The following is an 18,134-nucleotide window of genomic DNA, read 5'->3' as shown; positions in this document are numbered from 1 at the left end:
GAACTCGCATGAGAAAGGACAAAACGATGTCCCCCCCAAACAACCCGCCCAGAACCCTGGGCGTGGCGATGATTGGCTACGCCTTTATGGGCAAAGCACACTCCAATGCCTGGCGGAACGTGGCCTCCTTCTTCGACGTCCCGGCGTTCGACCAAAAGGTCATGGTTGGCCGCGACTTCGACGCCGTTTCGGAGGCCGCCGCGAAGTACGGCTGGAAGGAAACGGCCACGGACTGGCGCACTGTGCTGGACCGCGACGACATCCACGTGGTGGACATCTGCGCTCCGGGCTGGATGCATGCCGAAATCGCCATCGCCGCCCTTGAAGCCGGCAAGCACGTGCTGCTGGAGAAGCCGCTGGCCAATACCCTGGCCGAAGCCGAAGCGATGGCGAACGCCGCCCGGGCCGCCAGGGCAAAGGGCGTGCAATCGATGGTGGGCTTTAATTACCGCCGGGTCCCGGCCCTGGCCCTCGCGAAGGAGCTCATCAGTGAAGGCAGGCTCGGCATGGTCCGGCACGTCCGGGCCGCGTACCTGCAGGACTGGCTCGCCGACGAAACAGGACCCATGACCTGGCGGCTCAAGAAGGAAACCGCAGGTTCCGGGGCACTGGGCGACATCGCCTCCCACGCCATCGACCAGGTCCTGTTCCTGCTCGGAGACCAGGTCAGGGAGGTCTCGGGCCGGACCCACACGTTCACCACCCAACGCCCGGGGCCGGCCGGGCTGGAAGACGTAACGGTCGACGACGCCGCCTGGGCCACGCTGTCCCTGGCCTCCGGGGCAATCGCCTCCGTCGAGGTGTCCCGGGTGGCCACCGGCCAGAAGAATTCGCTTAAGCTTGAGGTCTATGGCGAGAAGGGCGCCATTCTCTTCGATCTGGAGACCATCAATGAACTCGGCTTCCTGGACGCCACGGCGCCCGCGCGTGAGCAGGGATTCCGGCGGATCCTGATCAACGAGCCCGAGCACCCCTACATGGCCGCGTGGTGGCCGCAGGGACACACCATCGGCTGGGAGCACACTTTCACGCACGAGGTCCGTGACTTCCTGCTGGCGATCGCCGCCGGGACCCAGCCGTCGCCGTCGTTCGAGGATGGCTTAACCGTCCAGCGCATCCTGAGCGCCGTCGAAGAATCCGCCGCCGCCAAGAGTTCCATCATCCAACTGGCCAACGCCCCCGCAGAGGGAGCCTGACATGCCCCGCCCCTACACCCTCTTCACCGGCCAGTGGGCCGACCTCCCGTTCGAGGAAGTCGCGCGTTTGGCGTCCGGCTGGGGCTACGACGGCCTGGAAATCGCTGTCTCCGGGGACCATCTGGACGCCTGGCGCTGGGACGAACCCGGCTACGTCGACTCCAAACTCGCGGTCCTGGACAAATACAACCTCAAGGTCTGGGCCATCTCCAACCACCTCAAGGGCCAGGCCGTCTGCGATGACCCCATCGACTTCCGCCACGAAGCGATCGTCGGGTCCAAAGTCTGGGGCGACGGCGACCCCGAAGGCGTCCGGCAACGCGCCGCCGAGGAAATGAAGCACACCGCCCGGCTCGCCAAAGCCCTCGGCGTGGACACCGTCGTCGGGTTCACCGGCTCCTCCATCTGGCAGTACGTCGCGATGTTCCCGCCCGTGCCGGAAAAGGTCATCGAGGCCGGCTACCAGGACTTCGCGGACCGCTGGAACCCCATCCTGGACGTCTTCGACGAGTGCGGGGTCCGTTTCGCCCACGAAGTCCACCCGAGTGAGATCGCCTACGACTACTGGACCACCGTCCGCACCCTCGAAGCCATCGGCCACCGTCCCGCGTTCGGGCTGAACTGGGACCCCTCCCACTTCATGTGGCAGGGCATCGACCCCGTCTCCTTCATCTGGGACTTCAAAGACCGGATCTACCACGTGGACTGCAAAGACACCAAGCTCCGCCCCACCGGCCGGAACACCGTCCTCGGCTCCCACCTGCCCTGGGGCGACCCACGCCGGGGCTGGGACTTCGTCTCCGCCGGACGCGGCGACGTCCCCTGGGAATCCTCCTTCCGCGCCCTCACCGCCATCGGCTATAACGGACCCATCAGCATCGAATGGGAAGACGCCGGCATGGACCGCCTCCACGGCGCACCGGAGGCCCTGGCGGCGCTGAAGAAGTTCGACTTCCCGGCGTCGCAGACCAGCTTCGACGCCGCATTCAGCAGCAAAGACTGACAAAGGGACAGCCGTCCAGTGGTGGCCGGCCGCAATACCGCGCAGGCGCATTTGCGGCTGCACGGCTTGGTGAGCGTAACCAGACCCTCCGGTACGGGCGATCCAAATCTGGCCGTGGCGGCGTATGCCTTGCTTGGGGGTCACTGCCCCCTCCGCGGGCAAGGTCTGAGGATAGCGGCCGACGATGCCGGAGCAGAGTTCGCCTCCGTGCGCCATATCCTGCGCCTGCACCCTGACATCATCAAAACCGGAGCCTCATCGCCGGTGTCGACCAAGACTCCGGCCAACGCGCCTCGGCGCGGCCGTGGTCGAATTCGCTCGACAGATCAAAGGCACAGCTCGTCGCCGAAGTCATGGAAAGCGAGGCTGAGCAGGCAGCCGTGACCGGACTGGGCATGTACTCAGGTCAAGGATACGTTCTAGGCCGGCCCTCAGCAGAACCGCGGAAATGGGCCACCTGGAAAGCCCCCGCAAGGACGGGACATGCACACTAATCGCACGATTCGCTGCGGACGGTGGGCCGAGGCTGGCATTGATGCGCCCGAAGCAATCTTTACAACATGCGCGCCTTCGCCGCAGTTTGGAACGGCCGGAATCAATTGTCCAGACACCGTCTGGACAATTGAGGTGGAGCCACAATATTTCCCTCTTGAACAAGTAAACTGGACGACCACGAATTGCGCCAGCCGTTTGATCTGAAGGCTTTGAAGCGGCGAAAGGGGCGCGTGGACAATGTCCACAGATTGGGCTCCGGACTGGGTCGTATATCGGCCGGACTGGCTCGGATTCCGCATGTTTTCGCGGGTTCCCAGTATTTGCACGGGCTGGAATGTAGTTCGAGTCCCACCTCGGGCACGCATGACCCCTCGTCAGAGGGGTTTTTGCTTTAATGTGTGGACATTGACCATCCATGGGTCCCTCTGACGCTTTCCGCGGTCTGTGGCTGGCGCCCGCGATGGCCTCTTCGGTTGGGTGGGTGGCGGGTTCAGGGCCTTGGCTGGTGGGTCCTCTACTTGCTGGGATGTGGGGTTATCCGACCTGGTTGTGTTGACGAGGTGACCTAGGCGTGATTTCTCGACGATGTTCGCTTCACCGAGCAAGTCCCGGCGTGTGGGTCGGAGAGTGCCCTGAAGGAGGCGTCCGTACTGCCCAGAGTAGGTGACCACTATGGTCACCTACTCTGGGTTGCTGGGTGTCTAACTAGCGGCTTTCCACAGGATCCACGAAATCAGGGGCCGCAGGTTTCTCGTGTTACCTGGACGCAGCAAGCCCTGCATCCAGCAGGCCGGCCGCGACGGCGGGAGCAAGCCCCGGCGCCAGTGGAAGTCGCGGCACTACCAGGCAGTGCCAGAGGTGGTAGATGTCCGCCTTGCCCGACCACACAGTGGAGGTGACATTGCCGTGCTCGTCGAGTTCCTGCTTCCAGGATCCGTGCTCGTAATCGATGAACCAGTCGCGGGCGTGGTCCCAGATTCGTTCGTACCATTCTGAATACTTCTTCTCGCCGGTGGCGATGTACAGAGCTGCCGCGCCCCCGATTGCCTCGGCGGGAACCCAGCGGATGCGGGTGGTGACAACCGGCTTGCCTTCCCAGTCGACGGTGTAAACAAATCCGGGATGGCCGTCCGGCTGCCAGGCGTCGCGGATGGCGGCGTCGAACAGGCCCCGTGCGTCGTCCAGCAGCCAGGCTGGGACGTCCATGCCGCGGGCTTCGAGCCCGGCGCGGATGTGCAGGAGCAGGCGTGCCCACTCAACCCAGTGGCCGGGGGTTCCGCCGTACGCGCGGAACTGGCTGGCCCGGTCATCGGTGTTGTACTCCGGCATGGGGTTCCACTCCGGGTCGAAGTGCTCGAAGACCCGGTAGTTGTTGTTGCGCGCAAAGTCGTGGATGAGCACCTCGGCGATGTGGAGGGCCCGTTCGAGCCAGCGGTTCTCCCCGGTCACATCGGCGACGATGAGGTACGCCTCGACGGAATGCATGCTCGCGTTACCGCCACGGTATGCTTCAGTTTCCGTAAATTCCCGGTTCCACGAGTCGAAGCACATGCCGGCGTCGTGGTCCCAGAACCTGGTGTCAGCGATGCGCAGTGCCTCGTCGAGCAATTCCTTGGCGCCCGGGCGGTTGGCCGCAACGGCGCTGGCAGCCGCGAGGAGCACGAAGGAGTGCTGGTAACCGGACTTGGTGTCGTTTACCGGTCCGTTCCCGTCTACCTCGGCATACCAGCCGCCGAACTCATCATCGTGGAAGACTCCGTTGAGGGCGGCGATGCCGTGGTCGACGAGGGTAGCAGCGCCTGGCCGCCCCATCAGGGCAGCGACGGCGAAACTATGAACCATCCGCGCGGTAATCCAGAGGTGGGTCGGCTTGTCGGTGAACACCGCGCCGTTGTTGTCGAGCCAGCCGAATCCGGTGGGCACCTTTGAACCCGCGGCGAAATTGATCAGCCGATCGGTTTCGGACTCCAGCCATCGCGCGTGAGCGGCGCTGTTCAGCCACGTCATGTTATTTCCTTTCCATGGTGGGTGCAGATTGAGAATGATGCCTGATTAGTGAGTGCCGAAGTCGGTGTCTGTGTATGCGCCAGCAACTCTGGCAGTGCCCCCGCAGCTGCACTGCCCTCGAACATCAAGCTGTATGGTCACTGGAGCGCCCGCATCAAGCGTCAGGGTGACGGTCTCGCCCTTGTTGGTGGACACGCGCAGTGGGTTATCTTGTGGGGAGACGAGAGCCATGGCAGCCCTTTCGTTGATGGTTGAGGGGATGGGGTGGTGCAGCAGCGGCTGCTAGCCGATGGCATCGAGCACACCGCGGATGATGGTGGCAGCCGCTCCCAGGTAGGCCAGGACGATCAGCAGGACCTGGGCGGCCCGCGCCGGGACGAACCGGGCAGCGACGTCGCCCAGCACCAGGCCTGCGAGGCAGGCCACGGCGACGGCCACCCACATTCCCCAGGGCAGTGCGGGGAAGGTGGCCGGGGCAGTGAGGGCCTTGGAGATCAGGGAGAACACGCCGATGGTGAAAAAGTACGGTTGCATGGTGGCAGCGAAGGATTTGTGCTGCCACCGGGTGGCGATGGAGTACATGCTGACGGCAGGCCCGCCCACCCCGGCCGCCGTATTCATAAACCCGCTCAGGCCGCCGGCCGTGAACAGGTAGCGGCGGCGCGGAGGAAGCGTGGCGGACTTGAGGCCAAGCAAAAAGGTGAGCCCGACGGCGAGGAGCACCCCGATGGAGATCTCCAGCACCGCCGGCGGGATGAGCCGGATCAGGAAGGCTGCGGGGATGATTCCCAGCAGCGCCGACGCCGCCAGTGCCGCGTACCGCTTCCAGTCGATGTCCCGCACCACCCGGAAGATGATGGCCCCCGCGGTCACGGCGCCGCAGACGTTCACCAATACGACCCCCTCCACCGGGCCCAGGAGCAGTACCAGGAAGGGGGCTGCCACCAGGGCGAAGCCCATGCCGGTGATGCGCTGCATCCCGGCTCCCATGACAACGGCGCCCAGCACGAGCCCGGTGGTCAGCATTTACGGCCTCCAGGCCACGTACTGGACCTCCTCGAACTCCTCGAGGCCAAGGCTTGCTCCTTCGCGGCCCAGGCCGGACTGCTTGGCGCCGCCCATGGGGGCGAACGCCACGGAGGGGAGGGGATCGTTGACCCCCACGATGCCGGCTTCCAGGCGTTCGGGGACATCCCAGGCGCGCTTGGGATCGCGGCTCCAGACGTACGCGGCGAGGCCCATCTCTGTGGCGTTCGCCTTGCGGATGGCGTCCTCCTCGGAAGAAAAGGTCACGACGCCGGCCGCCGGGCCGAACACTTCTTCGCTCACCAGGGGTGCGTCGTCGGGGACGTCCGTGAGCAGTGTGGGGGCCATAAACGCGCCCTGCCGGGGGACATCGGTCCGCTGCGTGACGCGCCGGGCGCCGCGGTTCAGGGCGTCATCCACGAGGGCCTGAACGGCGGTCACCCGCTCGGCGTCGATCATGGGACCAAGGTCCGGGACCGTTGCGCCGCCCTCGGGGACGCCATGCCCGATGCTCATCGCGTCGAAGCGCGCGCCCAGCTTCCGGGTGAACTCGTCGGCGATGCTGTCCTGAACCAGGAATCGGTTCGCTGCCACGCACGACTGGCCGGTGTTGCGGAGCCGGCCCAGGACGGCGCCGTCGACGGCTGCGTCCAGGTCCGCGTCCTCGAAGACGATGAACGGTGCGTTGCCGCCCAGTTCAAGCAGCGGACGGACCACGCGTTCTGAAGCGGAGGCCATGATCTGACGGCCTACGCCGGTGGATCCGGTGAAGCTGACGGCCCGCACGGCGGGGTGTTGGAGCAGGGCTGCGGTGATTTCGCGCGAGGGTCCGTGGACCAGGTTAACGACGCCGGCGGGGAACCCGGCCTCGTGCAGGACCTCGAACAGTCCGGTGGCGGCGAGCGGCGCCTTTTCGGAGACCCGGCCCACCACGGTGCAGCCTGCGGCCAGCATTGCGGCGAGTTTGCGGGCCTGGATGGATACGGGAAAGTTCCACGGGGTGAGGCTGAGTGCCACGCCGATGGGTTTGCGGAGGCTGAGGTGGCGCCGGCCCTGGAGTTCGGGCGGGCTGACGGTGCCGGTGGAGCGGCGGACTTCCTCGGCGAACCAGCGGAAGTATTCCACCGAGAAGTCCACCTCACCCTGGGCTTCCGGGAGCCGTTTTCCGGCTTCCAGGGCCAGGATGTGGGCCAGTTCGTCGCGGCGTTCGGCCAGCAGGTCGGCGGCGTTCCGGAGCAGGTCTGCCCGGTGGCGCGCGGTGGTCCGGGACCAGGAACCGAAGGCGTCGGCCGCGGCGCCTGCAGCGGCAGTGGCGTCTTCGGCGGTGCCCCAGGCCACTTCGCCAACCGTGCTGCCGTTTCCGGGGTCGGTCACGTCCTTGGAACTGCCGGCCGTGTGCCAGGTTCCATTCACCAGGTGTCGGGCTGATTTCAGGTTCACGTATGTTGCCTTTCGTTGGGCTGGTGGAGGTCCGGGGTCCTCATCCCTTGCTTGCTCCGGCGGTAATCCCGGCAACGAAGTAGCGCTGCAGGAAGACGTAGGCGACCACCACGGGCAGGGACGCCAGGATGACACCGGCGAACAGGAGCGGGTAGTTGGTTTGGAACTCGCCCTGGAAGCTGAGCAGTGCCAGCGGCAGGGTCCGGTTGCCCGGGGACTGGATGAACAGCAGCGGATAGAGGAGTTCGTTCCAGTGGATGACGAACAGGAAGATCGCTGCTGCGGCCACTGACGGGGCGGACAGGGGGAGCGCGATGGAGACGTACGTCCGCCACGGGCCGGTGCCGTCAATGGAGGATGCCTCGTACAGCTCCTTGGGCAGGGTCCGCATGAACCCGCCGAGGATAAAGACGGCGATGGGCAGGGTGGACACGACGTTGGCCAGCACCAGGCCTGCCAGGCTGTCCAGCAGACCGAGCCGGCCGAACAGGACGTACAACGGCACCATGTTGGCCTGCGCCGGGATGGCCATGCCCAGGACCAGGAAACCGAAGATGGCCCAGGCCATAAACCCCTTGAGCCGGGAGATGGCGTACCCGGCCAGGCTGGCCAGGAATAGGGTCAGGGGGACGGAGATGGCGGTGACAATGACGCTGTTCATGAACGACGACCCCAGATCCTGGCCGCCGATCACCTCCGCGTAGTTGGCGGGTGAGAGGGACTGCGGCAGGCTGAACGGCCCGGCGAAGAGTTCCTGCGTGGACTTGAAGCTGCCGAACCCCACCACGGTCAGCGGAACGATGATGATGACCGCGTAGATTCCGAGAATTGCGCGGCGACTTAGTGAAGCGAGCATGCTGTCATTCCCCCTTCGGGGTCAGCCGGAGCAACCGGCGCTGGAGCCAGGTGACCAAGGCGATCATCGCCATAAAGATGATCGACTGGGCGGCGGCGTAGCCGAATTCCGAGTTGGCAAAGGTGCTGTAAATGCGGGTGGAGAGGATATCCAAGGACTGCTTGGGCGGGTTCCCCGCGATGCCCAGGATCAGGTCGAAGGCCTTGAACGACTGGACGGTGGTGTAGGCGACGACGATTGACGTTGCCGGGGCCACAAACGGCCAGGTGATGGACTTGAACTGCTGCCATTTCCCGGCGCCGTCCATCTCCGCGGCCTCATACAGTTCCCGCGGGATGGCCTGCAGGCCGGCGATGTAGACCACCATCATCTGTCCCGCGTGGAACCAGACCTGCGTCACGGCCACCCAGTACAGGGCCTGGGCGTTGTTTCCGAGGTAGGAACCCTGCAGGGCTTCCAGGCCAACTCCGCCGAGGACCGCATTGGCCAGGCCGAAGTTGGGGTCGTAGATGAACTTCCAGATGAAGGCCACGGAGACGGAGGACAGGATGGTGGGGAAGAAGAACAGGGCGCGGAGCAGGATGCTGCCGCGTGAATTCTTCGTCAGGAGCAGGGCCAGCACCAGGGAGAAGGCCGTCTGCGCGATGACCACCATCAGCACAAACTTCAGGTTGTTGGTCAGCGCGTTGGTGAAAAGCGAGTCCTTGGTGAAGGCACGGACGAAGTTGTCCAGCCCCACGTAGTTGAACGCCGCGGAGAAGCCGTTCCAGTCCGTGATGGCGTACTGGAACGCCTGCAGGGTGGGCATCACCAGGAAGAACGCAATGATGGCGACGGCGGGAAGCGGGAAGAGATACAGTGCCGGATTCGCCCGCGTGGGGGAGCGGCGGCGCCTCGTCGCTGCGTCGGTTTCAGTTCCGCCGTCCGGGGCCTTCCGTTCGGCAGCCATTTTGGTGTGGGTGCTCATAGCCGTTCGTCAACAATCTTCTGGGCGGCTTCGGCGGCCTGCTCGGGGCTGGTGCCCGAGACGACAGCCGTGGCACTGGCCTCCACCGCGTTGCGGACATCAAGGTTCTGGAACTGGAACCGGGCGGCCAGCGCCGTCTTTTTCTCAAGCCAGGGGCTCAGGCGCTTCAGGTCCGGGTTGGTGTACTCCACCTTGTCCACGGTCACGTGCTGGGCCGTCTGGTTGGCGTAGTAGCCGGCGTTCTCCGGCTCGGACAGAAAATCGATCCATGCTGCCGCGGCGGCCTGGTTCTTGCTGGCTGAGTTGACGCCCAGGATGAACGTGGCGTTGTAGGCGCCCTCGTACTTGCCGGAGCCGTCCGAGGTGTTGGGGAAGACGAGCTCGATGGGGAACGTTGCCCCCAGTCCGCGGACGGCAGCGATGTGGTACGAGCCGGTGGCGAGCATCGCGGCTTTTCCCTGGGAGAACAGGTTCTGCGCCGGCTCCACCGCGGTGCCGGTGGCATTGGGCTGCAGGTAGGGGATAAGTTCCTTGTACTGATTGAGCATCTTGATGAACCAGTCGTCGGTGACCTTGAGCTTGCCCTGCTCGATCTGGGCGCACATGTCGTCGACGGGGGCGTTGTTGGCGATCATGCAGTTGAACAGCTGGCCGCCGTTTCCCACGTCGCCGCCCGGCCAGGAGATCGGGATGACGCCGGAAGCTGCGAGCTTCTCGCACATGGCCAGGAACCCGTCCCAGTTCTTCGGTGCGATGTCCGCGCCGGCTTTGGCGAACAGGTCCGCGTTGGCCATCGGCATGGGGAAGACCACCTGGTACGGCAGGCCCAGCTGGCTGTCGCCGGACTTCCCGGCGGAAAGCAGGCCCGGCTGGTAGTTGCCTACTGCCTTGCTGTCCTTGAGCTCGGTGTAGATGCCGGCCTCGGTGAAGTTCTTGAACTGGGCGCCGCGGAAGGTCGCAAACGCGTCACCGATGGCTGCGCCGCGGACCTTCTGCAGGCCCTGGGCGTTGTAGTCGTTGGAGGTGGAGATGTCCTGGGCAACCTCCACGCCGTCGTGCTTTGCAGCGAAGCGCTTGATGAGTTCATCGAACACCGCCTTGTCCTCGCCCTGTCTCTTATACACATCTAGATGTGTATAAGAGACACCTTGCCGGTGACGGCGCCGGTGGACGGGGCGGCCGGCCCCGTGTCTCTTATGCACATCTAGATGTGTATAAGAGACAGGCCCGGCCCGGCGCATGCTGCCGCAGTTGCTCCGAAGCCCAGGGCTCCGAGAATCGCGATGGCCTGCCTGCGTGAAATCTGACTCACAATTTTCTCCTCGTTGAGTGTTTTGCTGTGCCTTGCTTGTTGCCTACGGAATGGCTGTCACCAGGAAGCGCTTGGCGCGTCGGGACTGCTCATGCACTGGTCTTTTGCGACGAGACCACGTCGTCCACCACGGCGCACAGGCGCTGCAGCCGCCGGACGGCGTCAGTGGACAGGGAGTCGACGACGTCGGTGGCGCCGATGCAGGACGCCCAGACGGCGCGTCCGGAGAGGAAGCCGCTGGCGCCTTCGAGGCAGGCCCACCGGACTGCGTCGGGGAAAACATCCTCGGGGACGCCGGAGGAAAGGACCACCCACGGGCCGTTGATGGCCCGCGTCAGGTCGGCGCAGGCTGCGCGCACGTCGGCTTCGGGAGCCTGGCCGTGGAAGGGAACCTCGGCCTTGTAGAGGTCGGCGCCCAGGCTCCCCAGTTCCTTGGCAGCGGCCAGGATGCCTGCGTTCCAGTCGAAGTCATCGCCGGAGAGTGGTTTGCGGGATACAGGTTCGATGATGCTGATGAGCCCGGCGGACTTACAAATCTCCACGAATTCGCGGACCATGGCCACGCGGCCGTCGGCGGGCTCGTCCGGGCGGTACAGCACCAGCAGCTTGAGGGCCTTGACGCCGAGGGCAGCGTATTTGTGCGGGTCCACCAGCCGGTCGATGGTCACTTCGCCCACCAGCTCGCCGTGCGCGGTTTCGAAGTGGTCGGCGGAGGCGATGAGTCCGCAGCCGGGGTCAACCACGTTGTCCTCGATGGCCTGGTCGAGGGCGAACTGCCTATCGATGAGGACGCCGGAGGCATAGGGGGTGAGGATTTTGGCGGCCTGGAGCTTGAAGTCCTGGAGGTCCTGGTCCGTGACGGGGTCTTCCTGGTGTTCGGCGATCATGTTGCGCATCGCCTCGCGCTGGTCCACGGCGAGCATCGCGAAGGCGCCGGACGGGCGCTGGAGGGGTGAGAGGTCTGTGAGGGTCATGTGCTGCTTCTTTCAGCTAGGGCTGTGGTTGGAGGCAAAGGCGGGGGTGATGGTCTGGTGCGGGATTTTGGAACGGCCGTCCAGTCCTTCGCAGGAGGCGGAGGCGGTGCGACCGGCGAAAGCTGCGGCGTCCGCCAGCGGCAGGCCGGCGGCAACAGCGGCGAGGAGGGCGCCGTGGTAGACGTCGCCCGCGCCAAGGGTGGAGACGATGGTGGCCGGTGTGGCCGGCACGTGGAGCGGGTCCGCGTTGCCGTCCCTGACCCAGGCGCCTTCAGAGCCGGCGGTGGCGACGACGGCGGAGGCGCCGTCGTCGACCGCTTTGCCCAGGAGCGCTTCGGGGGAGTGGTGCCCGCCGTACTCTGCGTGGAGCCGTTCAATGGTTGGGACGTAGAGGGCCACGCCCCGCGGGCTGAAGGACGCGATGGGGTTGCCGGCATCCACGCTGACCTTCAGGGTTCCGGCGCCGAAGGCCGGAAGGGAAGCGACGGCGTTCCAGCCCAGATGGTCCACGTGGACCCAGGCGGCCGATTCCACCAGTTCATGGAACCGGCTGCCGGCTGGAAAGCTGACCGGCGGCACGGGCCGGGTGACAATGGCCCGGCTTTCGGAGGCCTGGCTGACAACAATTACGCTCGCGCCGGTCTTGACATCGGGATCGCGGACCACCGCGGAGGTGTCCACGCCTTCTGCCTGCAGTCCGGCGATGATGCGGTCGCCTTCCTCGTCCGTTCCGAGGACGCCTGCGAAGGCTGTGTGTGCGCCCGCGCGGGCAGCCGCTACGGCTGCGGTGGCAGCCGGGCCGCCGCCTGCCGTCGCGAAGTCCATGGCGACGGTGCGGCTGTCCGCGGCGGGGTAATCCTGGACGACTGCAATGGAGTCAAGAGTGGCGCAGCCTACGAAGAGCAGGGTTCCGGATGATGGTTGGGACACGTTCCACCTCGTTGTAGTTACGGCTGATACTGAAGAAATATACACACGCTATGTTGGAATAACAACACTTTCGGTATACTTCTGTTTGGGATGCAACGCCGCGGTCCCCCAAAAACTCAACGTAGAGAAACGGAGCAGCTCATGTCATTGCCTTCTGTGGAACCGGTACGGACAATTCGTTATGGCCTCATCGGCGCCGGCCACATGGCCCGCGAACACGTCCGGAACCTCGCCCTGATCCCCGGAAGCCGGATCACTGCCGTCTCCGACCCCCAGGCGTCGTCCCTTGAGGAGACGGTGGCCGAGATCGGCTACGAAGTCCAGACCTTCCCGCACCACCGGGAACTGCTGGATTCGGGCCTCGTGGATGCGCTGGTGATCGCCAGCCCCAACGACACCCACCTGGCCATCCTCAAGGACATCTTCGCGAGCGGCACCAACCTGCCCGTGCTGGTGGAAAAGCCCGTGTGCACCACGGCGGAACAGGCCGACGAGCTTGAAGCGCTGGCGGCCGACTACACCGCGCCGGTGTGGGTTGCCATGGAGTACCGCTACATGCCGCCGGTGCAGGAGATCATTCAGGCAGCCCACGGCGGCAGGCTCGGCAACGTGTACATGCTCTCCATCGTGGAGCACCGCTTCCCCTTCCTGCATAAGGTGGACGCCTGGAACCGCTTCGCGGAGCGGACCGGAGGCACGCTGGTGGAGAAGTGCTGCCACTTCTTTGACCTGATGCGGCTGATCCTGCAGGACGAACCCGTCCGCGTCTACGCCAGCGGCGGCCACGACGTCAACCATATGGACGAGGTGTACAACGGCAGGGTGTCGGACATGATCGACAACGCCTACGTGATTGTGGACTTCAAGGGCGGACGCCGTGCCATGCTGGAGTTGTCCATGTTCGCCGAGGGCTCCAAGTTCCAGGAGCGGATCTCCATTGTGGGCGACGCCGCCAAGATCGAGACCCTTATCCCGGTGGCAGCCAACCACTGGATCGAGGGCGACGAGGCCGAGGCGACGGTGGAATTCAGCCCGCGCGCGCCGCTGGGGCCGGAGATGCACGAGGTTCCTGTGGACGAGGCCGTCCTCGCTGCCGGCGCCCACCACGGCTCCACGTACTATGAACACCTTGGCTACCGCAAGGCCATCCTGGGTGACGGGCCGGTGGAAGTTACGGTTGCCGACGGCCTGCAGTCAGTGCGCATGGGCCTGGCGGCCGAGCGCTCCATCATCGAAGGACGCCCCGTAGAGCTGACGAATGCCGGTGTCGGGCTCAGTCACTGAGTAGATTTGTGTTGGAATTGCAACACCCTGGCAGGCCTAATTCGCCCGATTAAGGGAAGCAGGAGAAGGGGATATGAGCAGCTCACCGAAAGAGGCGCCGTTGACGCCCCGCCAGCGCACCATCCTGGACCACCTCGAGCAGCGGGGCTTCATCTCCACGATGGACCTCGCCGAAACGTTCGCGGTCTCGGACATGACGGTGCGCCGGGACACCCGCGTGCTTTCCCAAAAGGGGCTGGCACGGGTGGTCCACGGCGGCGTCAGCGCCGTCAACGCCAGCGGGCAGAACGCGGACTTCGCGGCCCGGGTCCGGGAGGATGCTGACGCCAAGCAGCGGGTGGCCCGGGCCTGCGTGTCCATGATCGGCGAGCGGGACGCCATCATCCTGGACGCCGGAACCACCACGTACCAAATTGCTCTGGAGTTGCCGCCGACGTTCGCGGGCACCATCATCACGCACTCCGCGCCCGCCATCCAGCGCTGCCTGCAGCTGACGGCGGCGCGGACCATCTGCCTCGGAGGTGAGCTGCTCCTGGACAGCCAGGCGTTCAACGGTCCCATGACGGTGAGCGCCGCCTCCGGCCTCCGGGCCAAAACGGCGTTTATCGGGGTCAGCGGGCTCCACGACGAGGCGTTCTACATCGAGCGGGACGTGGAGCGCGCCACTAAGATCGCCCTTATGGACTCAGCTGAACAGGTGGTGGTGGTGGCAACGCACCAGAAAATGCTGCGGTACGCGCTGGCGCGGCTCGCCGCCTTCGACGCCGTGGACGTGCTGGTGACGGACGCGCCGCCGCCCCGGGAGATCGAGGACGCACTGGGTGCCGCCAACGTCAAGATCGTGGTGGCCGCGTGAGCGTGCCGCTGCGGGTGGCCCTGCCCGACCGGAAGATGCTGGACGCGCTCGATCCGATTGCCGGCGTCGAGTTTGTCCTGTGGGACCTTAGCGGACCGCCGCCGTCGGGCCGTTTAGACCTGCTGGTGCCGCCCTACATGGGCAAGCCAGCGGCGCTGGCCGCGCTGGACGGCGTTGAGGTGGGGCTGGTGCAGAGCCAGTCGATCGGCTATGACGGCGTGGCTGCCGTCCTGCCCGACGGTTGTGTTTTCGCCAATGCGGCCGGGGTCCACGAGACGTCCACGGCGGAACTCGCCGTGGGCATGATGATCGCCAGCCAGCGCGGGATGCCCGACTTCGTGCGGAACCAGGCGTCCGGGACCTGGGACAACATCCAGCGGCCCAGCCTTGCGGACCGACGCGTGCTGCTGGTGGGCTACGGGGGAGTGGGGAAGGCCATCGAGGCCACGCTCCTGCCGTTCGAAACGCAAGTGACGCGGATGGCCAGCGGGGAGCGGGACGATGAGCGGGGCCGGATCCACGGGATCGATGCGCTGTATGAACAGTTGCCGCTGCACGACATCGTGGTGGTCAGTGTCCCCTTGAGTGAGCTCACGCACCAGCTGGTGGACCGGAAGTTCCTGGCCGCGATGCCGGACGGAGCGCTGCTGGTGAATGTGGCCCGAGGCCCGGTGGCTGACACGGATGCCCTGCGGGCCGAAACGTCGTCCGGGCGGCTGCGGGCCGCCCTGGACGTCACCGACCCCGAGCCGCTGCCGGCCAGCCACCCGCTGTGGACCACTCCCGGCGTGCTCATCACCCCGCACGTGGGCGGGGCGAGCTCGGCGATGTTCCCGCGGATGGTCCGGCTGGTCAGGCAGCAGATCTCGTTGCTGCTGGCGGGCGAGGAACCGGTGAACGTGGTGTTGGGCCGCTAGGCCCGGATCTGCTGGAGGACGGCGTCGCGCACCTGGGCCATGGTGGCGGTGTCGGCGGCTTCGACGTTAAGCCGCAGCAGTTCCTCCGTGTTGGAGGCCCTCAGGTTGAACCACCAGTCCCCGGCCTCGCTGCTGACGCTGAGCCCGTCGAGTTCATCGATTACGGCACCGTTCGCGTAGCTGGCCCGCACGTCCGCCACCTTGCCGTCGACGCCGTCAACGGATGAGTTGATTTCGCCGCTGGCCGCGTACGGGTCGAACTCGCGGGCCAGTTCGGACAAGGGCCGCTCCTGCTCGCCGAGGGCGGCCAGGACGTGCATGGCGGCAAGCATGCCCGTGTCCGCGTTGTAGAAGTCGCGGAAGTAGTAGTGGGCCGAGTGTTCGCCGCCGAACACGGCGCCCTCCTCGGCCATCCGAGCCTTGATAAAGGAATGCCCCACCCGGGTCCGGACCGGTCGTCCGCCCGCGGCGGCAACAATTTCCGGCACCGCGCGCGACGTGATCAGGTTGTGGATGATCACCGGTTCGGCTTCCCCGGCGGCCTGGGCGCGGCGGATCTCCCGGACGGCAATCAATGCCGTAACGGCCGACGGCGTGACTGGCCTTCCGTTCTCGTCGACCACGAAGCAGCGGTCGGCGTCGCCGTCGAAGGCCAGGCCAATATCGGCGCCGTGGGCGATGACGGCGGCTTGCAGGTCGCGAAGGTTCTCCGGCTCAAGGGGGTTGGCAGGATGGTTGGGGAACGTCCCGTCGAGCTCGAAGTACAGCGGCACAACAGTGAGCGGCAAAGCAGGGTGGAACTGGTCCCCAAGGACCGCGGGAACGGTCAGGCCCGCCATGCCGTTGCCGGCGTCCACCACCACCTTCAGCGGCCGGACGGCATTCAAGGGCACGAGCGAGCGGAGCTTTCCGGCGTAACCCGCGAGCACGTCAAGCGTGGACACGGTGCCCTGGGCCGCGGCTGCGGGGATCCCGCGGTCGACATACTGCTGGGCCAGATCCCGTATGGCCGTGAGCCCGGTTTCTGCGGAAACCGGGACGGCGCCGCCCTTGGCCATCTTGATCCCGTTGTATTCCGCGGGGTTATGGCTCGCGGTGAAAATGGCCCCGGCTATGTCCAGGGCGCCGCACACGTAGTAAAGCTCATCGGTGGAGATAAGGCCCAGGGACTTCACGTCCGCACCGCGCCGGGCAGCACCCGCCGCAAAGGCGCCGCTGAAGCCGGGTGAAGAGGGCCGCATGTCCCCTCCGCAGGCGATGGTCTGGCCGGACAGGCCCAGCACGTCCACAAACGCGGCGCCCACTGCTTCGGCGCTTTCCTCACTGATGGAAACGCCGACGAGGCCCCTCACGTCATAGGCCTTGAAGGACGGTGACAGGTCCATATTGCTCCCGGGAAGTCGTGGCCATGTGCATTAGTAGCTATGCGAACACGGAGTGTTGGAATTTCAACACAACTTTAGCAGGTCAAGGTCACGTCTCACGGAAACGGCTCAGCACTAGCCCAGGGTCGCAGCAACGGTGCGGGTACGCCTGAGCGTTCCGGCGCCACGGCAGCGCCTCGGCGATCCCGAACGACGCCGGTCGTCGAATGACTGCGGCGAGCCCTAGTTGTACTCAGCCAGTAGGTTGGTTGCACCTGCTGATGGGTGGCTTGCCTCCGAGGCTGCCGTGGGGCCGGTGGTTGTTGTAGAAGTTTAGCCATGGCTGCAGGGCGTCGGTGCGCGCCTGGTTGGACGTGAATGGTTGCCGGTAGGCCCAGCCTTCCTGCAGGGTGCGCTGCGGTTGAAGCGTTCTGCTTTGCCGTTTTGCCAGGGATGCCGGGGTTTGATCAGGATGTGTTTAGCGCCCAGCGCAGTTAGGGCGTCCTGGAAATCGCGGGAGAGCCGGTAGGCGAATGCGTTGTCGGTCATGACCCGTTTGACCGGCGCCCCGTTGGCGGCCATGGCGGCCGCAGCTCTGGTGAGGAATCCGGCGCAGGTCGGGCCCTTCTCGTCGGGAAGGACCTCGGCGTAGGCGAAGCGGGTGTAGTCATCGACGGCCACGTGGACGTAGTCGAAACCCAGCTTCTGGTGTGATCTGCGGTGGTTAGCCGGGCCCTGGGAAGGGTCGGCCCGCCAGCCTCCGCCCTCGGGGATCCGCCCGAGTTTCTTGACGTCGACGTGGATCATGTCCCCCGGGCCGTCGCGTTCATAGCGGCGGCCAGTGGCACGGGAAGCGCGGATCCGGGCCCCGGTCACCGGGTCCAGGTCCCACAGCCGCGGCATGCCGGCACGGGCCAGAATCCGAGAGACCGTCCGGGCGCTGACCCCGCAACGCAATGCCAGATTGGCCGGCCCCTCGCGGTGCTCTACGCGTTTTGTCAGGACCTCGGCAACGACTTTCCCCGGAGTGGCGTGCGGGCATGACTTTGGTCTGGAGCTGCGGTCCTGCAGCCCTTCCCAGCCGTGGGCCCGGTAGCGGCTAATCCAGCGGTGGGCGCAGGTCCGCGAGATGCCCAGTTCTTTGGCCACATGGGCAATCGGACGGCCGTTCAGGACGCGTTCGACAAGGATCCGTCTACCGGTCGGGGTCAGGCGGGCATTACGGTGGATCATGAAGACCTCTTAGTCGTTGGCTGTGTGTGGTAACCACCAACCTAAGAGGTCTTCACCTATTCACGATGTAACCAACGTCCTGACTCAGTACAGCTAGGGGCCGAGCCGATGCCGGATGTGTTCGGGGTAGTCCTCGTAGCTGGCCATCAACCTCGAGAAGGTCAAGCATTGGCGGGAAGTCCTCGACGGGCTGGCGTTCGGCAAGGTAGACCGCTGTCTGTCTGACCAGCTCGTCCTCGTCCGCGTCCGCCAAGGCCGAGCGTCGTTGCAAGTG

The 18,134-nt window shown here is 65.6% G+C and carries 14 protein-coding genes and 1 pseudogene; 5 read left to right on the top strand and 10 right to left on the bottom strand.

The genetic code is table 11. The annotated features are described in order from the left end of the window. The first annotated feature begins 26 nt into the window (after positions 1-26). Both B1A87_RS09550 and B1A87_RS09545 read left to right on the top strand, forming a co-directional pair. Positions 27-1,196 (top strand): Gfo/Idh/MocA family protein, encoded by a 1,170-nt coding sequence (locus tag B1A87_RS09550; protein WP_139362936.1) that lies wholly within the window; start codon positions 27-29, stop codon positions 1,194-1,196. Between the two features lies 1 nt (position 1,197). Next, positions 1,198-2,199, top strand: coding sequence for a sugar phosphate isomerase/epimerase (locus B1A87_RS09545; protein ID WP_144275772.1), 1,002 nt, complete (start codon positions 1,198-1,200; stop codon positions 2,197-2,199). Between the two features lie 1,251 nt (positions 2,200-3,450). Here the strand turns inward: B1A87_RS09545 and B1A87_RS09530 are convergent. The 8 genes from B1A87_RS09530 to B1A87_RS09495 form a co-directional block, all read right to left on the bottom strand. After that, positions 3,451-4,701: an AGE family epimerase/isomerase gene (locus tag B1A87_RS09530; protein ID WP_078029832.1), complete on the bottom strand. Its 1,251-nt coding sequence runs from the start codon at positions 4,699-4,701 to the stop codon at positions 3,451-3,453. 282 nt (positions 4,702-4,983) lie between these two features. Next, positions 4,984-5,727 (bottom strand): sulfite exporter TauE/SafE family protein, encoded by a 744-nt coding sequence (locus tag B1A87_RS09525; protein ID WP_078029831.1) that lies wholly within the window; start codon positions 5,725-5,727, stop codon positions 4,984-4,986. Next, on the bottom strand, positions 5,728-7,167 hold the full coding sequence (locus tag B1A87_RS09520; protein ID WP_078029830.1) for an NAD-dependent succinate-semialdehyde dehydrogenase: 1,440 nt from the start codon (positions 7,165-7,167) through the stop codon (positions 5,728-5,730). Positions 7,168-7,207: 40 nt separating this feature from the next. Continuing rightward, positions 7,208-8,023: a carbohydrate ABC transporter permease gene (locus B1A87_RS09515; RefSeq protein ID WP_078029829.1), complete on the bottom strand. Its 816-nt coding sequence runs from the start codon at positions 8,021-8,023 to the stop codon at positions 7,208-7,210. Positions 8,024-8,027: 4 nt separating this feature from the next. Beyond that, on the bottom strand, positions 8,028-8,990 hold the full coding sequence (locus B1A87_RS09510) for a carbohydrate ABC transporter permease (protein WP_078029828.1): 963 nt from the start codon (positions 8,988-8,990) through the stop codon (positions 8,028-8,030). Continuing rightward, positions 8,987-10,231 carry an ABC transporter substrate-binding protein gene (locus tag B1A87_RS09505; protein ID WP_260680773.1) on the bottom strand — a complete coding sequence of 415 codons (1,245 nt, stop codon included), beginning with the start codon at positions 10,229-10,231 and terminating at the stop codon, positions 8,987-8,989. The genes B1A87_RS09510 and B1A87_RS09505 overlap by 4 nt, the downstream gene beginning before the upstream one ends. Positions 10,232-10,391: 160 nt before the next feature. Continuing rightward, on the bottom strand, positions 10,392-11,276 hold the full coding sequence (locus B1A87_RS09500; RefSeq protein ID WP_078029826.1) for an aldolase: 885 nt from the start codon (positions 11,274-11,276) through the stop codon (positions 10,392-10,394). A 12-nt stretch (positions 11,277-11,288) separates the two neighbouring features. Further along, the gene (locus tag B1A87_RS09495) at positions 11,289-12,206 is read right to left on the bottom strand and encodes a carbohydrate kinase family protein (RefSeq protein WP_078029825.1); all 918 of its coding nucleotides are present in this window, start codon (positions 12,204-12,206) and stop codon (positions 11,289-11,291) included. Positions 12,207-12,347: 141 nt separating this feature from the next. Between B1A87_RS09495 and B1A87_RS09490 the strand changes: the two genes are divergently transcribed. The 3 genes from B1A87_RS09490 to B1A87_RS09480 all read left to right on the top strand — a co-directional run bounded on the left by B1A87_RS09490 (position 12,348) and on the right by B1A87_RS09480 (position 15,263). Next, positions 12,348-13,490 (top strand): Gfo/Idh/MocA family protein, encoded by a 1,143-nt coding sequence (locus B1A87_RS09490; RefSeq protein WP_078029824.1) that lies wholly within the window; start codon positions 12,348-12,350, stop codon positions 13,488-13,490. A 73-nt stretch (positions 13,491-13,563) separates the two neighbouring features. Beyond that, complete coding sequence (locus B1A87_RS09485) at positions 13,564-14,346, top strand: DeoR/GlpR family DNA-binding transcription regulator (protein ID WP_078029823.1); 783 nt, start codon at positions 13,564-13,566, stop codon at positions 14,344-14,346. After that, the gene (locus B1A87_RS09480) at positions 14,343-15,263 is read left to right on the top strand and encodes a 2-hydroxyacid dehydrogenase (protein WP_078029822.1); all 921 of its coding nucleotides are present in this window, start codon (positions 14,343-14,345) and stop codon (positions 15,261-15,263) included. The genes B1A87_RS09485 and B1A87_RS09480 overlap by 4 nt, the downstream gene beginning before the upstream one ends. On the opposite strand, the gene B1A87_RS09475 is transcribed toward B1A87_RS09480, so the two are convergent. Both B1A87_RS09475 and B1A87_RS09470 read right to left on the bottom strand, forming a co-directional pair. Beyond that, positions 15,260-16,648: a phosphomannomutase/phosphoglucomutase gene (locus B1A87_RS09475; RefSeq protein ID WP_078029821.1), complete on the bottom strand. Its 1,389-nt coding sequence runs from the start codon at positions 16,646-16,648 to the stop codon at positions 15,260-15,262. The two genes, B1A87_RS09480 and B1A87_RS09475, sit on opposite strands and share 4 nt — an antisense overlap. A gap of 232 nt (positions 16,649-16,880) precedes the next feature. Beyond that, positions 16,881-17,860: pseudogene (locus B1A87_RS09470) on the bottom strand (IS481 family transposase). Positions 17,861-18,134 lie beyond the last annotated feature (274 nt).

Origin of the sequence: Arthrobacter sp. KBS0703 (assembly GCF_002008315.2) — a bacterium.
Lineage (GTDB): Bacteria > Actinomycetota > Actinomycetes > Actinomycetales > Micrococcaceae > Arthrobacter.
This window is presented reverse-complemented; position numbering and strand designations above follow the sequence as displayed.

What these genes read in the sequence shown, in the direction of transcription:
- B1A87_RS09550 (WP_139362936.1), top strand. Translation starts at nt 27, where the DNA reads ATGTCCCCCCCAAACAACCCGCCCAGAACCCTGGGCGTGGCGATGATT.
- B1A87_RS09545 (WP_144275772.1), top strand. Translation starts at nt 1,198, where the DNA reads ATGCCCCGCCCCTACACCCTCTTCACCGGCCAGTGGGCCGACCTCCCG.
- B1A87_RS09530 (WP_078029832.1), bottom strand. Translation starts at nt 4,701, where the DNA reads ATGACGTGGCTGAACAGCGCCGCTCACGCGCGATGGCTGGAGTCCGAA.
- B1A87_RS09525 (WP_078029831.1), bottom strand. Translation starts at nt 5,727, where the DNA reads ATGCTGACCACCGGGCTCGTGCTGGGCGCCGTTGTCATGGGAGCCGGG.
- B1A87_RS09515 (WP_078029829.1), bottom strand. Translation starts at nt 8,023, where the DNA reads ATGCTCGCTTCACTAAGTCGCCGCGCAATTCTCGGAATCTACGCGGTC.
- B1A87_RS09510 (WP_078029828.1), bottom strand. Translation starts at nt 8,990, where the DNA reads ATGAGCACCCACACCAAAATGGCTGCCGAACGGAAGGCCCCGGACGGC.
- B1A87_RS09505 (WP_260680773.1), bottom strand. Translation starts at nt 10,231, where the DNA reads ATGCGCCGGGCCGGGCCTGTCTCTTATACACATCTAGATGTGCATAAG.
- B1A87_RS09500 (WP_078029826.1), bottom strand. Translation starts at nt 11,276, where the DNA reads ATGACCCTCACAGACCTCTCACCCCTCCAGCGCCCGTCCGGCGCCTTC.
- B1A87_RS09490 (WP_078029824.1), top strand. Translation starts at nt 12,348, where the DNA reads ATGTCATTGCCTTCTGTGGAACCGGTACGGACAATTCGTTATGGCCTC.
- B1A87_RS09485 (WP_078029823.1), top strand. Translation starts at nt 13,564, where the DNA reads ATGAGCAGCTCACCGAAAGAGGCGCCGTTGACGCCCCGCCAGCGCACC.
- B1A87_RS09475 (WP_078029821.1), bottom strand. Translation starts at nt 16,648, where the DNA reads ATGGACCTGTCACCGTCCTTCAAGGCCTATGACGTGAGGGGCCTCGTC.